Annotated in this window: 14 protein-coding genes; 8 read left to right on the plus strand and 6 right to left on the minus strand. The window is 34.2% G+C overall.

Features of this window, described 5'->3' with window-relative positions; translation table 11 throughout:
- Window positions 1–179: 179 nt before the first annotated feature.
- A complete protein-coding gene (locus tag B8965_RS06010) occupies window positions 180–1,160 on the minus strand; it encodes an asparaginase (RefSeq protein ID WP_084052952.1) in 981 nt (326 codons plus the stop codon).
- 55 nt (window positions 1,161–1,215) lie between these two features.
- Complete coding sequence (locus tag B8965_RS12945) at window positions 1,216–1,350, minus strand: hypothetical protein (protein WP_278336340.1); 135 nt, start codon at window positions 1,348–1,350, stop codon at window positions 1,216–1,218.
- A 421-nt stretch (window positions 1,351–1,771) separates the two neighbouring features.
- On the opposite strand from B8965_RS12945, the gene B8965_RS06015 reads away from it, so the two are divergent.
- Window positions 1,772–3,184 carry an MATE family efflux transporter gene (locus tag B8965_RS06015; RefSeq protein WP_242941939.1) on the plus strand — a complete coding sequence of 471 codons (1,413 nt, stop codon included), beginning with the start codon at window positions 1,772–1,774 and terminating at the stop codon, window positions 3,182–3,184.
- A gap of 148 nt (window positions 3,185–3,332) precedes the next feature.
- On the opposite strand, the gene B8965_RS06020 is transcribed toward B8965_RS06015, so the two are convergent.
- On the minus strand, window positions 3,333–3,899 hold the full coding sequence (locus B8965_RS06020; RefSeq protein WP_084052954.1) for a LysM peptidoglycan-binding domain-containing protein: 567 nt from the start codon (window positions 3,897–3,899) through the stop codon (window positions 3,333–3,335).
- 142 nt (window positions 3,900–4,041) lie between these two features.
- On the opposite strand from B8965_RS06020, the gene B8965_RS06025 reads away from it, so the two are divergent.
- The 6 genes from B8965_RS06025 to B8965_RS06050 all read left to right on the plus strand — a co-directional run bounded on the left by B8965_RS06025 (window position 4,042) and on the right by B8965_RS06050 (window position 9,697).
- Window positions 4,042–4,392 carry a hypothetical protein gene (locus tag B8965_RS06025; RefSeq protein ID WP_084052955.1) on the plus strand — a complete coding sequence of 117 codons (351 nt, stop codon included), beginning with the start codon at window positions 4,042–4,044 and terminating at the stop codon, window positions 4,390–4,392.
- Window positions 4,393–4,880: 488 nt separating this feature from the next.
- Window positions 4,881–6,341, plus strand: a complete 1,461-nt coding sequence (locus B8965_RS06030) for an ATP-binding protein (RefSeq protein ID WP_084052956.1) — start codon at window positions 4,881–4,883, stop codon at window positions 6,339–6,341.
- A gap of 176 nt (window positions 6,342–6,517) precedes the next feature.
- Entirely contained in the window at window positions 6,518–6,757 is a 240-nt protein-coding gene (locus tag B8965_RS06035) for an AbrB/MazE/SpoVT family DNA-binding domain-containing protein (RefSeq protein ID WP_084052957.1), read from the plus strand.
- A gap of 296 nt (window positions 6,758–7,053) precedes the next feature.
- Window positions 7,054–7,743: a peptidoglycan recognition protein family protein gene (locus B8965_RS06040; protein ID WP_084052958.1), complete on the plus strand. Its 690-nt coding sequence runs from the start codon at window positions 7,054–7,056 to the stop codon at window positions 7,741–7,743.
- Window positions 7,744–7,995: 252 nt separating this feature from the next.
- Window positions 7,996–9,132, plus strand: coding sequence for a non-hydrolyzing UDP-N-acetylglucosamine 2-epimerase (gene wecB / locus B8965_RS06045; protein WP_084052959.1), 1,137 nt, complete (start codon window positions 7,996–7,998; stop codon window positions 9,130–9,132).
- A gap of 199 nt (window positions 9,133–9,331) precedes the next feature.
- Complete coding sequence (locus tag B8965_RS06050; protein WP_084052960.1) at window positions 9,332–9,697, plus strand: iron-sulfur cluster assembly scaffold protein; 366 nt, start codon at window positions 9,332–9,334, stop codon at window positions 9,695–9,697.
- Between the two features lie 96 nt (window positions 9,698–9,793).
- On the opposite strand, the gene sdhB is transcribed toward B8965_RS06050, so the two are convergent.
- From sdhB to B8965_RS06065, 3 genes are read right to left on the minus strand one after another with little or no spacing between them, the layout of a single operon-like run.
- Window positions 9,794–10,540 carry a succinate dehydrogenase iron-sulfur subunit gene (gene sdhB, locus B8965_RS06055; protein WP_200805884.1) on the minus strand — a complete coding sequence of 249 codons (747 nt, stop codon included), beginning with the start codon at window positions 10,538–10,540 and terminating at the stop codon, window positions 9,794–9,796.
- Window positions 10,521–12,329, minus strand: coding sequence for a succinate dehydrogenase flavoprotein subunit (gene sdhA, locus B8965_RS06060; RefSeq protein ID WP_084052962.1), 1,809 nt, complete (start codon window positions 12,327–12,329; stop codon window positions 10,521–10,523). Before sdhA ends, sdhB begins: the two co-directional genes overlap by 20 nt.
- A gap of 27 nt (window positions 12,330–12,356) precedes the next feature.
- On the minus strand, window positions 12,357–12,998 hold the full coding sequence (locus B8965_RS06065) for a succinate dehydrogenase/fumarate reductase transmembrane subunit (protein WP_084052963.1): 642 nt from the start codon (window positions 12,996–12,998) through the stop codon (window positions 12,357–12,359).
- Window positions 12,999–13,893: 895 nt separating this feature from the next.
- Here B8965_RS06065 and B8965_RS06070 point away from each other — a divergent pair.
- A complete protein-coding gene (locus B8965_RS06070) occupies window positions 13,894–15,570 on the plus strand; it encodes an FAD-dependent oxidoreductase (RefSeq protein ID WP_159446286.1) in 1,677 nt (558 codons plus the stop codon).

Raw genomic sequence — 15,570 nt, forward strand, 5'->3', positions numbered from 1 at the left:
TTGTTATGGAAAATTACAAAAAAACCAGTAGAGGGAGCATAAAATATACTCAGCACGTTGGTGCATTAGTACATTACCGCTCTCTACAGGGGTTACTTAGTATTTAAAATCTTATAAATTCTCTGTAACAAGCGCTTACATGATTAATTTACAAACATCGGCGACAAGCGCCTGCACCATTAATCCACAAAAATTTCTGCAATTTCCTTGGGATCATTTGTCTGTGCTAGGGCTAGCATTAATTTTAATCTCGCTTTTTGCCCGGAAATTTCACCAGCCAGGATTACCCCTAGTTCTTTTAAATGTTTTCCTCCACCTTCATAGCCATAAACATCAAGTACGCGCCCACCATGTACTCTGGTAGTAAGTACGACGGGAATGTTTTTAGCAATTGCCAGTTTTATCCCTGGGATTACGCCAGGTGGAATATTACCCCGTCCTAAACCTTCTAGCACAATGCCTTTTACGCCTTTTTCTACGAGTAATTTGATAATCGTATCATCTACTCCCGAGGCTAATTTAATTAAATGCACATCTTCTACTAAATCATTTATGTTAAGCTTTTGTACTCCAAGGGGCAAGCGCTTAAAGATAACCTGGTCATTATCTACATAACCAATTGGGCCCCAAAAAGGAGAGGCAAACGTTTTAATATTAGCAGAGTGAGTTTTTGTGACATCACGCGCGGTATGTATTTCTTCATTCAATACGATTAAAACCCCTTTACCCGCGGCATCTTTAGAATAGGCTGTTTTAACTGCATCCAGGATATTTTTAGGCCCATCAGGACTAATTTCAGCTGAGCTTCTCATCGCAGCTGTTAAGCAGACCGGCTTATTACTAGTAATGACTAAATCTAACATATAAGCAGTTTCTTCTAAGGTATCTGTACCATGGGTAATGACAACGCCTGCTACATCTTCTTGCGCTAAAATATCATCTACCCTTTTAGCAAGTGTAAACATAATTTTCGGTGTCATATGTGGGCTGGGTATATTTGAATACTCCATTACTTCAATCGGGCAAATATCTTTTAGTGGAGGGACAGCTTCAACTAATTCAGCTCCTGTCACTGCGGGAACAATCCCTTGCTTTACGGGATCATAACGCATGGCAATTGTTCCGCCTGTGGAAATTACTACTACCTTTGCTTTGGTCATTTATTTTTCTCCTTCCATACTAAATCATCAAGTAGACCAGGGTAGGGGTGTTTTTCTAAATGCTCCCTGTGCCAACTATAATATCATGAAGTTTATTGGTCATAAAGCTGATACCCGCATCATCTTGACTTACAAGTTCAGCAAGCTCTGCTAAGATATTAACCTTTTCTTGCGAATATTCTACTGACATTACACTGACTTCCTTTTGAATTTTATATAGATATCTTTTTCCTTATATGAAATACTTATACAAAAAAACATAAAATCATGTCAGTATTTTATTCAAGGAATTAATAGGAATTATCCTTTGGGAGGTACATTTGGTCTTTACTATGAATAGTGATGAAAAACAATTACTAAAAGAAGAATTAATTTTACTCCAGTGAAACAAGCTATTGCTACTTTCTACTGGGGTATTGTTTGGCAGCAAGGCTCTAAAATATCATTTGTATTATAGTACCCTTTTTTTATGACTTAAGCCATTAACTTAGCAACCCCCCCCCAACTTAGCAAGCCAATTATAAGTTTTCAGATAATTTGCTATACTGTATATAGGCGTTAAATTAGGCATTAAAATAGCAAGGATCAGGATTTTAAAAATATGAAAAGAGATGAGAAATAAAATGGTGCAAAATAAACCAGATTTAAGAAATGATAAAGTCTTACCTTTATTATTTAAATTATCGCTTCCTATAATAATGGCTCAGTTAGTTAACCTTTTATATAATGTCGTTGACAGGATATATATCGGTAGAATGGCAAATGGTGAAATTGCGATGGCTGGGGTGGGGGTAGCGCTCCCGATTATTATTATCGTAGCTGCCTTTAGTGGTCTGATTGGCATGGGGGGTGCCCCTTTGGTTGCGATTAAAATGGGTGAAGGGGATAATGATGGCGCAGAAAAGATACTCAGTAATAGTTTTGTCACTTTAATAATTATTTCGGTTATTCTGACTTCAGCGATTATTCTCTTTAAAAGTAAAATAGTCTGGCTTTTTGGAGCAAGTACCACGACCGTTGGGTATACATTAGATTATTTAACTATATACATGCTAGGAACAATTTCTGTGCAAATAGCCCTTGGCATGAACCCTTTTATCAATACGCAAGGGTTTACCAAAATAGGTATGAAGACGGTTATGATTGGTGCTGTGGCTAATATAATTCTTGATCCTATTTTTATTTTTGGCCTTAATATGGGAGTAAAGGGAGCAGCCCTTGCTACGGTTATCGCACAAACCCTTTCTGCAATTTGGGTCTTGAAATTTTTAATTAGTGGTGAAAGTAAATTAAAGATTAGAAAAGCCTATTTAATTCCTGAATTTAAAATTATGAAGTCCGTGATAGCTCTAGGGATATCGCCTTTTGTAATGCAATCCACAGAAAGCCTTGTCTTAATTTCTTTAAATAATATGTTAATGCTTCATGGCGGAGACTTAGCTGTAAGTGCGATGACTATTATGTCGAGCATTATGCAGATGATTTTACTTCCTGTAGTGGGCTTAAGTAATGGTGCCCAACCAATTATTAGCTATAATTTTGGGGCAAGACAATTTGACCGAGTGCAGGCGGCGTTTAAAATTTTAGTCAAGAGTGCACTTTGTTATACAGTTGTTATTTATACTTTATTAATGACGCTACCTCATGTATTTGTGTTGATTTTTAATAATGATCCTGCGTTACTAAAAATAGCAACGTGGAGTATTCGAATTTATTTTGCTGGCATTTTCGCTTTAGGCGTACAAATATCATGCCAAATGACCTTTATCGCCCTTGGAAAAGCGCGGATTTCTATTTTACTTGCTTTACTGCGAAAGGTAATTTTATTAATTCCGTTAATCTTTATCTTGCCCCATTTCTGTGAAAATAAACCCTTTGGAGTATTACTAGCAGCTCCAATTGCCGACATTACCGCAAGTATTACAACTGGGATTTGCTTTGCCGTATTTTATAAAAAGAAACTTTCCCTAACTAAGGAAATAAAACCTGAGGCAGGGCTTACCTTGACCCATAGCGGAAATTAACAAAAAACTGGATGCATGGCCCGTTAAAGTAGCGGCACCATGCATCCAGTTGTGTAATATCTTAATTAAATTAATTGTATTCTTTACTTGGATCTGATTAATACAGCACTTCTTCTTATTATACTATTTAGTAGATATTCTTAAGATATTATCTAGCAGGTATTCTAATTATTTGTCCAGGGCTAATGAAATTAGGGTTTATGATTTCTGGATTTACCATGAGTATGCTCTGTATGGGTACATTAAATCTAAGAGAAATACTATAAAGAGTATCGCCAGGCTGAACTAAATAATTAAAAACAGGTGTTGGCGGCATAGGGGGGATAGGGACATATCCGCAATTAACTCCTAGAGCCTTCCAAGTAGCAACATTAACCACTCCAGTAACTGGTAATCCTCTAGCCTGTTGTAATCTTCTCACAGCATCATCAGTCATAGAGCCAAAATAACCGGTGATTGGTCCATAATAAAAACCAGAATATCTTAAGGCAATTTGTAATCTTCTAACAGCAGCTCCACGGTTTCCCATTCTTAAAGTTGGGCAAAAGGCCGGTGGCTTTTCTTCTGGCGCAGGGATCATGACAACTAGGCCGACATATATATTATCAGGGTCTTTAATATTAGGGTTAGCTTGTAATAATTGATCTAAAGTAACATTATATTTCTCGGCAATGCTATTTAGAGTATCACCAGACTGAACAGTATACTTTTGCATTTTGATAACCTCCTTTTTGAAATTACTTTGAAATTATTCCTATGATATATTATGGTTATTATTTTTTGAGGGTTCATAATAATCTAAGAAATTTGACTTTGGAGCTCCTTATATTAATTTAGTCGGGATAGGTAGAGCGGCGATGGCAGCAGCATTAGTTGGAAAACAAATTGGTGATTTACTAGAAAAAGGCACAGTACCCAAGGAATATCAAAGGTTTGGCTCAACCGTGGAAGAAATATTTGATGATATCAGACAATTAAAGTTAACCTATGGAGATAAAACCACAGAAATCTCGCCTGGGGCAATTGGTTTATATTCTTATTTAAATAGAGTTTCCGTAGGTGTGCAGCAGTTAATGGCTTTAAATCGTAAATTCATGCTAGAACATATTGACCGCACGGACATCGTGCCGTTAACAGAACTTGCAGCAAAGGTTACAGGGCTAAAGACCTTTGAAGAGTTGACAGAGCAGGAGCTGGATAATATATAAAAGTAATAAAAGGCTTAAAATGGATAGCATGATTAAAATGTTTAATAGGCTAATATTTAAAAGTTCATGTATCTATATATAATAGATGCAGTAGTGAATATAGTATTATATTTTAGCGAAAAGGAATAGGTTTTAAATTTAAAAGCGGCTTACCATGGGTGAGTCGTTTTTTGCTATTTATGGACTTTAAAGGGTTATCTTTCAGGATGATTTACGGTAAAAGAAATTATTTAAATTATTAAGACATGAGTTAAGTTAGATAGGAGGTAATTTATCTAATAGACCAAATATTACAAAATAATTGATATATTAGACTAAATTAAAGAACCTAAACTTGGATATGATATAATAGAATTGAAATAAGATAAACTGGATTAAGTTTAAAACAAATTAAAATATAGCTAATTATTTGAGTGGTAGAAAATTGCATATTTCAAGATAAACTTTAAAAAAGTAAAGAAAAAGTAATTTTTTTAAGGGGGAGTTAAATGTCACGAGATGGAGGTTTTCTGATAAGTCTACTTACGGAACTAAGAGGGCTTCCGAAAGAAACAGGATGGGTAGAATTTAAACAGAACAATGCGCAGCCTGAAATGATCGGTGAGTATATCTCAGCTCTAAGTAATTCGGCAGCATTAGAAGGAAAAAAGGATGCTTATTTAGTATGGGGTATAGAAGATGAAACTCATAATATCATAGGAACGACTTTTCGTCCAAGTGCCGTTAAAAAGGGTAATGAAGAACTTGAAAATTGGCTTTTAAGGCTTTTATCACCACGTATTATGTTTAGATTTTTTGAAATTGAGACTGATGATGGTTTAGTTGTCATACTACAAATTGAAAGAGCTTCTAATAAGCCAGTTCAGTTTCAAGGTCAAGAATATATTCGCATAGGGTCTTATAAAAAAAATATAAAGGAATATCCTGAAAAGGAGCGTGAACTTTGGCGCATTTTTGATCAGAAACCCTATGAAGATTTGATATCATTACAAAATATTCCAGAAGATGAAGTGCTCAATTACTTAGATTATAGTAAATACTTTGAATTACAGGATATCCCATTACCAGAAAATAGATATTTAATCTTAGAAAGACTTGTTGAAGATAAAATGATAATGAAAAATTCTGCAGCTGGATATGATATAACAAATTTAGGAGCGATTTTGCTTGCAAAAGAATTATCTAAATTCCCTAATTTAAAAAGAAAATCAGTGCGGGTAATAATCTATAAAGGAAAAAATAGAATTGAAACTGTACGTGAACAAGAGGGAGGCAAGGGTTATGCTTCAGGATTTGAAGGATTAATTGGGTTTATTGATAACCTTTTACCAAGAAATGAAGTGATTGAGAAAGCCCTTAGGAAAGAGGTTCCTATGTATCCTGAATTATCAGTCCGTGAATTAGTAGCAAATGCAATAATTCATCAAGATTTAACATTACGAGGGACAGGTCCAATGATTGAAATATTTACAGATCGAATGGAAATAACTAATCCAGGAATTCCTTTAGTGAATACAGAACGTTTTTTAGATAGTCCTCCACGATCAAGAAATGAATCTTTAGCGTCCTTTATGAGAAGAGTAGGTGTTTGTGAGGAAAGAGGAAGTGGGATAGATAAGGTAGTTTCTCAAACTGAATTTTATCAATTACCCGCTCCTGTAATTGAAGTAACAGAAGAACATACACGTGTTACTTTATATAGTTATAAGCCATTTAATGAAATGGAGAAAGAGGAAAAGATACAAGCTTGTTATTTTCACGCATGTCTAAAATATGTTTCAAAGGACTATATGACTAACGCTAGTCTTAGACAACGTTTTGGATTAGATGATAAAAATAGTTCGACGGCTTCCAGAATTATAAGGGATGCTGTAGATGCAAACAAAGTTAAGCCACTTGATCCTAATACCGCACCAAGATACATGAAATATGTTCCTTACTGGGCGTAGTTAATCATAAAATATAGCTTAATGCTGATTAAAATTCTAATTTTAACTTGCTGGTAACTTGCACAACTGATCTAAAAGAGTGTAAAAAGACGTCAAATATAAGTAAAAAGGCGTATTTTTAACTTGCTGGTAACTTGCACAACTGATTTTAAAAGCGACTTACAGGGGTGATGATGATGTATTCTACTATACAAAAGTGGGGTAATAGTCAAGCAGTCAGGATACCAAAATATATATTAGAAATGACCGGATTAAATGAAAATGACCAAGTAGAATTAAAGGTTCAAGAGGGGATAATGGTGCTAATTCCTGTTAAAAAACATAAGACACTAAAAGAAAGAATTAGTAATTATACCGGTGATTATAAATGTGCTGAGTGGGATACAGGTAAGCCTCAAGGAGAAGAGGTACTCTAATGTTATATTTACCTGAACAAGGCGATATTTTTCTTTTAGATTTCGACCCACAAAAACTACTGGTGTACTTATGTGTGAACAAGCTAAAGCATTAGATATAGCGGCTAGAAAATTCTAATTTTGTGAAAAAGTACCTGTATATATAATAGATGCAGTAGTGAATATAGTATTATATTGTAACGAAAAGGAATAGGTTTTGAATTTTAAAAGCGGCTTACCCCAGGGTGAGTCGTTTTTTGCTATTTATTTTCTTCTTTAGTAAGCTTTATGAAAATATCAATTAGGAGGAGAATAAAATGGCAAAAATCATAAAAAAATTAATTAAATATAATTTCAGCACAGGAAACAAGCCAGAGTATCTAGTGATTCATGATACTGGTAATAGGAGAAAGGGTGCAAATGCCTTAGCACATTTCAATTATTTTAATGGTGGCAATCGAGGGGCTTCTGCGCATTATTTTGTCGATGATAAAGAAATAATTCAGGTAGTCGAGGATTGTAATGCAGCCTGGCACTGCGGCGATGGAAAGGGTAAATATGGGATTACAAATTATAATTCACTAGGGATTGAGATTTGCCTTAATTCTGATGGGGACTATGAACAGACTTTAAAAAATGCACTAGTTTTAATTAATTCTCTGCAAGATAAGCATGGAATTAGCAATGAAAAGGTAGTGCGTCATTTTGATGCTAGTAGAAAAATATGCCCTGGGAGTATGAGCACGGAAAATTGGCGGAAGTGGCATGAGTTTAAGAAAGATTTAGCACAATTAAATAAGCAGATTAATCAAAGAAACAAGGAAAAGTATGAAGATACCGACCTTTTAGATCCTCATTACTTTGAGGTTTGCAGTGCTATTACAAAATTACATCAACAGGGGATAATTAATTCACCGGAGTATTGGCATAAAAACTTGGGGTTAGGTGGTATGGTTAAGGGGGAATATGTGGCTACCTTATTAAAGAGAGTTGCTTTAAAATTATAACTATAAAAGCCGTGTATAACGTTTAATTTAACCTTAAATATGATAAAATAAGCTTAATTCAATAAATAGTAAAACTAATTATATGAGAGGTTTAAAATAATATTTATAATATGCGAAAAATTCTTCTGTTCATTAAAGAAAGAGTGTAAGCTAATTAAAGATTACAAGTACAATAAAAATTTTCTAAAATTTGAGATAGAAGAGAATAAATTTAGAAAAAATTAAATATTTTGAAGAAATGAGGTAAACCAAATGTTAAAGATATTATCAATTTTCGGAACTCGCCCGGAGGCTATTAAAATGGCACCTCTGGTAAAAGAGCTCGAAAAGAGTGAATATATTGACTCTAAGGTATGTGTGACAGCGCAGCATAGGCAAATGCTTGATCAGGTGTTAAAGACCTTTAAGATAGTACCTGATTATGATTTAAATATTATGAAAGATCGTCAAACATTAACCGGCGTGACTAACAAGGTTTTAAGTGGAATTGAGGAAATCTTTGAACAGGACAAGTTTGACATGGTTTTAGTGCATGGAGATACGACCACGACCTTTGCATCGAGTTTAGCAGCCTTTTATAGTCAAATCAAAGTTGGTCATGTGGAAGCGGGCCTAAGGACATATAATAAATATTCTCCTTATCCTGAGGAAATGAATCGCCAAATGACTGGAATTTTAGCTGACCTTCATTTTTCACCTACGGGGGTGGCGAGGGATAATTTAGTGCAGGAAAACAAACCAGAAAGCGCAATTTACATTACAGGCAATACGGTAATCGATGCTTTGACTACTACTGTGGATGAAGGATATCATCATGAGGTTTTAGAGAAGATCTCTAAAGATAAGAGAATAGTTTTAGTGACTGCTCATCGTAGGGAAAACTTAGGTGAACCTTTAGAAAACATTTGTAAGGCTATTTTACGCTTAGTTGAGGAATTCCCTGATATTGAAGTGATTTATCCTGTGCATTTAAATCCAAGGGTTAGAGAGGTTACTGATAAATATTTAAGTACGCAAGAGAGAATTCATTTAATAGAGCCTTTAGATGTACTAGACTTTCATAACTTTATGAATAGGGCGTATTTAATTTTAACGGACTCAGGAGGATTACAAGAAGAAGCGCCTTCTTTAGGTAAGCCGGTCTTGGTTTTACGGGACACAACTGAAAGACCAGAAGGGGTAAGTGCAGGAACTTTAAAGCTTGTGGGTACGGATGAAGAATTAATTTATAGTGAAGCAAAAGAATTATTAACTAATGAGGAAAGTTATCTAAAAATGGCTCAGACTGCGAATCCTTATGGTGATGGTAAGGCTTCAAAACGCATAGTTGAGGCTATCCTACATTATTTCGGCAAGGGTGAAAAGCCTGAAGAATTTCGTCTAAATTAAGAATTCAGACTGGAATAAAAATGTAAATTAGAATAAGAATTTAACTTAATTTAAGAATTAACTTTAAATTACAAAAAATATTGTGATATTTATCATAGCAAAAATGGGTACAAGAGTGGTATTATATTAATATGCAATTATGTTTTAATAATGATGAAAATAAATTTGATTCTTAATATAGCTTAAAGGAGATGTCTTTATGTATAATGAAAAAGTTATAGAATATGCTAAAAACCCTCGTAACCAAGGTGGAATGGATAACCCAGATGCTGTTGGTGAAATTTCAAATCCTGATTGTGGGGACGCTACTACAATCTTCTTAAAAGTAGAAAATAATATTATCGTAGATGTAAAGTTTGATACTTTTGGTTGTGCGGCAGCAGTAGCAACTAGCAGTAAATTAACTGAAATGGTTAAAGGAAAAAGCATTGACGATGCTTTAGAAATCACTGATGAAATGGTTGCTGATGAATTAGGTGGATTACCACTTAAGAAAATGCATTGCTCTAACATCGGAATAGATGCTTTAAGAGAAGCAATCAAAGAATATAAGGAAAATAATTAAACAATAAAAAGCCCCTTATAGTAAGCAGTTATATTTCATACTGTCTACGATAAGGGGCATATCTCTGACTTTTTTTAATTATTTCTAAATATTAATTTAATTACTTCTGAATATTGATTTAATTGCATGTTTTGTTACTTCTTTTTTCAGCTCTGCAAGGGATGCTGTAAGTGGTATTTGCTTTGGACATTCCCTTACGCAGTTTTGAGAGTTACCACATTCTTGGATTCCTCCAGGCTGAATTAAGGCAGCGATACGTTCTTCTTTTTCAATATGACCTGTTGGATGAAGACTTGCTAAATGTGCTTGAGCTACAGCAGCTGGACCAATAAAGTCAGTTTTTTCGCTATAGTTTGGACAACTTTGGGCACATACGCCACAAGACATACAACGAGATAAATTATACGTAACTTCTTGTTGTTTAGAGTTTTGTTTTGGTCCAGGGCCTAGATCATAAGTTCCATCTATTGATATCCAAGCCCGCACCCTTTTTAAAGCATCAAATATAGGGGCTCTATCTACATATAAATCCCTGATTATTTTAAATTTGTTTAAAGGCTCTAAGGTAATAGGCTGAGTTAATTGTTCTACTAAAGCCGTACAAGACTGTCTAGCCTTACCATTAACGATCATAGAGCAAGCACCACATACTTCTTCTAAACAGTTTGATTCCCAGACAACTGGTGTTGTTTTTTCACCTTTTAAATTAACTGGATTTTTCTGGATTGCCATCAGACATGAAATTACGTTCATATTACTAGACTGAGGCACTTTAAATTCTTCCCAATAAGGTTTAGTTTCAGGGCTATCTTGTCTTTTTATCTTAAGATGCACAGTTTTCATCGTCTTTTTTTCCTCCCTTCGCATCCTTTGTTTCCTTTGCTTCTGTTCCTTGTTTATCTACATCGTAAACACGTTTTCTTGGTGGGATAAGAGAAACATCAACGTCTTCATAACTAAGCACGGGACCATTTTTAGTATATTTAGCTTTAGTTGTTTTTAAGAATTGTTCGTCATCTCTTTCAGGGAAATCTGGTTTATAGTGAGCCCCACGACTTTCGTTTCTATTTAGAGCGCCTAAGGTAATAACACGTGCCATTTCAATCATATTTTTCAGTTGACGAGTAAGATGAACACTTTGATTACTATAACGACTCGTATCAGCTAAACCAATGTTTTTATATCTTTCTAAAAATTCCTGTAGTTTATCATCTGTTGCTTTTAAGCGATCATTATATCTAACAACTGTCACATTATCAGTCATGATGTTTCCTAATTCTTCGTGCAATTTGAATGGATTTTCTTTACCATCCATTTTATAAATATCATCAACTAATCTTTGTTGCTTTTTCGTTTCTCTTTCAAATACAGAAGAAGGAGTGTCTTTAACATCTACGCCACACATATATTCAACTGCAGCAGGTCCTGCAATAGTTCCACCATAAACGGTTGATAAAAGTGAATTTGCTCCTAAACGGTTAGCCCCATGATATTGGTAATCAGTTTCCCCAACTGCAAATAGTCCTGGAATATTGGTCATTTGATTATTATCAACCCATAATCCGCCCATACTATAATGCATACCTGGGAATATTTTCATTGGAACTTTACGTGGATCATCACCAATGAATTTTTCATATATTTCAATAATTCCGCCTAATTTACGGTCAAGTAATTTAGAATCAATATGAGATAAATCAAGAAAAACCATATTTTTTCCGTCAACGCCAAGTTTTTGATTAACGCAAACATCAAAGATTGCTCTAGTTGCAATATCACGTGGCACTAGGTTTCCATAAGCTGGGTACATTTCCTCTAAGAAGTACCAAGGCTTTCCATCTTTATATGTCCAAACACGACCACCCTCGCCTCTAGCAGACTCAGACATTAAACGTAATTTGTCATCACCTGGGATAGCAGTAGGATGAACCTGGATAAATTCTCCGTTAGCGTAATAAGCACCATATTGATAAGTAACACTATGAGCACTACCTGTGTTAATTACAGAGTTAGTACTTTTACCATAAACCATTCCAATACCACCAGTTGCTAGCACTGTAGCACCAGATTTAAAGGATTTAATTTCCATGCTGTGTAAATCTTGAGCTACGATACCCACACAAGATCCATTATCATTTAAGATAGGAGATAAGTACTCCCAGCCTTCATATTTAGTAACTTTACCTTCAGCTTCATATTTACGAACTTGTTCATCTAATGCGTATAATAATTGTTGTCCTGTAGTTGCCCCAGCAAAAGCTGTACGACAGTGCTTAGTTCCTCCAAAACGACGGAAATCTAAAAATCCTTCAGGTGTTCTATTAAAAGGCACGCCCATTCTATCAAATAAATAGATAATTCCAGGAGCTGCTTCACACATATTTTTAACAGGTGTTTGATTAGCTAAAAAGTCTCCACCATAAACTGTATCGTCAAAATGTTCCCACGGGGAGTCACCTTCACCCTTTGTATTTACTGCTCCATTAATTCCACCTTGAGCGCACACAGAGTGAGAACGCTTAACAGGAACTACTGAGAAAAGTAAAACATTTGATCCTTGTTCTACTGCCTTTATAACTGTCATAAGACCAGCAAGCCCGCCGCCTACAACGATTATTTCTTTTTTTGACATTTCATAACCTCCTAAAGGTTTAATTTTCTAGTGTACAAAAGCAAAAGCCATTTGTAATCCAAAGTAAGCTGAAACAAAGAAAAGTGCAATCATTACATAGCTGAAATATTTTTGTGAATTTAAACCGATAACTAATCCCCAGTTTAACGCAAAGTTCCATAGTCCATTAATAAAGTGAAATAAAGCAGATAAAAGAGCTACTATATATATACCTAAAATTATAGGGTCACTAAAAGCTGTTGTAATTCTTTCATACATAGATAAATCATCAGTACCAAATCTAATGGTATAAACATGATAAATTACAAAAGCTGCCGTAAGTAGACCTGTGATTCGTTGAAAATAGAACATCCAGTTTCTAAGAGTAGGGTATAATTTCACATTATTCTTAGATTGAACAGCAAAGATAACCCCATAGATACCATGAAATAATAATGGAAGAGCAATAAAAAAGATTTCTAAGAAAAGTAGTAAAGGTAATCCTTGGATAAAGTTTACAGTCTCATTAAATGCTGCCTCACCCTTCATTGCTGTTGCGTTTGCAATTAAGTGTTCTGCCAGGAAAAATCCTAAAGGTATAACCCCTAATAATGAATGAAGCTTTCTTGATGCAAAGTCCCAGTACGTATTTGTATTAGTAGCTTGGGTGGCTAAAACTGGTTCTGCCATTTGTTAAAATCCTCCTTTAAAGATAATTTTAATTATTATAAATTATTCAGAATATTTGAAATAATTCTGAATGTATTACACGCAAAATAAAGTGTTTAAGTAACTTATACTATTAAATTATATAGCAGCATACTTTTTATTTCAAATTCAAAATTTTTATAATATTAAGAGAAATTAACTTGTCAATAATTAAAATTTATTGGTTCTAAGTGGTTGACAAATTCGTTCATAAGTGTAATAGGTTCTGAGAATTAGAAAAGGTATCAGTAATAGATAATAGTAATGACTGAATCTATAAGTGATCTGGTGGATAAATATGTAATTTAGTGTATAAGTGGCTAAATAAGTAAATATTTAAATAGTTAGTCAATCAATTAATATGTATGTAGAGCAAGGACGAGTATGCATACTGCGTAAGAGAATTATTTCACAAGTTGGAGGTATTATGTCTATATTCTGAAAATTCCCTCAAAGGGAAGAAATATAGTTACATGCTAGAAATCATAAACAATATTTATAATTAATTTATAAAATTGCAAATATTTTGCATAAACTTACATAGATAATATATATATTAAGTATAAGTATTGACCCTACAGGAGTTCGCTTGGGATGGATTTTAAAAAAGATTAAACTCATAAAAATAACTGTTGCCAAACATAACAAATTCTAATATAATAAAGTTAAGAATATGGTAACAATAAGTTACATAATATCTTATAATAAAAACGTACGAGATGTGAAAAAAATATCAAACACACAACTAAATATACTAATAAGTTTAACCTTATGCCTTAATTTGTGAAACATGAAACGAATTAGGGTAATTTGAAGGCGTATTAATTGTATTATTAATTTATTCAGATAACCAGATAAATTGAAGGAGTTGACTTTAGTGGAAGAGTTAAAGATTGTTGTTATTGGTGGAGTTGCTGTAGGTCCTAAAGCAGCAGCAAGAGCAAAAAGATGTAATTCAAATGCAAAGGTAACTTTAATTGAAAGAGGAACATATTTATCATACGGAGCTTGTGGACTTCCATACTATATTGGTGGAGCAGTTGGAGAAATGGAAGATTTAATGACTACTGCTTATGGAACATTACGTGACCAAAAATATTTTAGTGAAGTTAAAGATATCAATGTAATGCCTGGTCATGAAGCTACTAAAATTGATCGTGCTAATAAAAAAGTAATTGTAAAAGAATTAGCAACTGGCGAAGTAAAAGAAATTCCTTATGATAAATTAGTTTTAGCTACTGGAGCTAAGCCTGTAACACCTAAAATGCCTGGCGTAGAAGGTAAAGGAGTATTTAAATTAACAACTCCTCAAGATGGCCTTGCAATTAAAGATTATTGTTTAAAAAACGATGTAGACAATGTAATTGTAATGGGTGCGGGTCTTATTGGACTTGAGTTTGCTGAAAACATTGTAAACTGGGGACCAAGTGTTACAATCGTAGAAATGCAAGATAGAGTGTTACCAGGACTATTAGACAAAGAAATGTCTATCTCTTTCCGTAAATATTTAGAAAGCGAAGACATGGTAATTCATACAGATGCTAAAATTAATGAAGTAGTTTTAGACGAAGAAGGCAAAGTAAAAGGTGTAGAAACTGAAAAAGGATTCGTTGAAGGACAATTATTATTAGTATCTATTGGTGTAAGACCAAATCTTGAATTAGCCGAGGAAGCTGGTTTAGAAGTAGATAGAAGCATTATTGTAAATGAATATATGCAAACAAGTGATCCAGATATTTATGCTGGTGGAGACTGTGTAGCTAGTGTTAACAGAGTAACAGGACAAAATGCTTATGTTCCACTTGGTTCTACAGCTAATAAACATGGTAGAATTATTGGTACAAACATCACTGGTGGAAAAGAAAAATTCCCTGGTATCGTAGGTACTGGTATTGCAAAAGTATTTGATTGGTCAGTAGCAAGAACTGGTCTTAGCCAGCCACAAGCAGAGAGTTTAGGTTATGATACTATCTCTGTAGTTGTTGCAGGTCATGATAAGCCTTTCTTCTACCCTGGTTCATCTAACGTATTAATTAAATTAATTGCAGATAAAAATACTCGTAAAGTATTAGGCGCACAATTAATTGGACCTGGAGATATTAATGGACGTATCAACCAATTAGTAGTAGCAATTAGCCTTGGATGTACTGCTAGTGAAGTTGCAAACTTTGACTATGCATATGCTCCACCATTTAGTGAAGCAGTAGACGTAATTATTCATGCTGGAAACGTTCTTAATAACTTAATTGACGGCACTATGAACAAAATTAGCTTTGAAGAAGCAGAACCTAAATTAAATGCTGAAGGTACAGTATTCCTTGATGTAAGAACTGAGTTAGAACGTCAAAGGTTACCAGTTCCGGGAGAAAATATCATTCATATCCCATTCGACAACTTTAGAGATAGAATGAATGAAATTCCAAAAGATAAAGAAATCATTTGCTGCTGTGATACTGGTACAAGAGCAAATGAAGTACAAATGGTATTAAAACGTAATGGTTATAATGATGCAAAATTATTAGAGGCTGGTGTATGGTTCTGGCCTTGGAACTAA

The sequence above is a fragment of the Desulfonispora thiosulfatigenes DSM 11270 genome (genome assembly GCF_900176035.1).
GTDB classification, from domain to species: Bacteria; Bacillota; Peptococcia; order Peptococcales; family Desulfonisporaceae; genus Desulfonispora; species Desulfonispora thiosulfatigenes.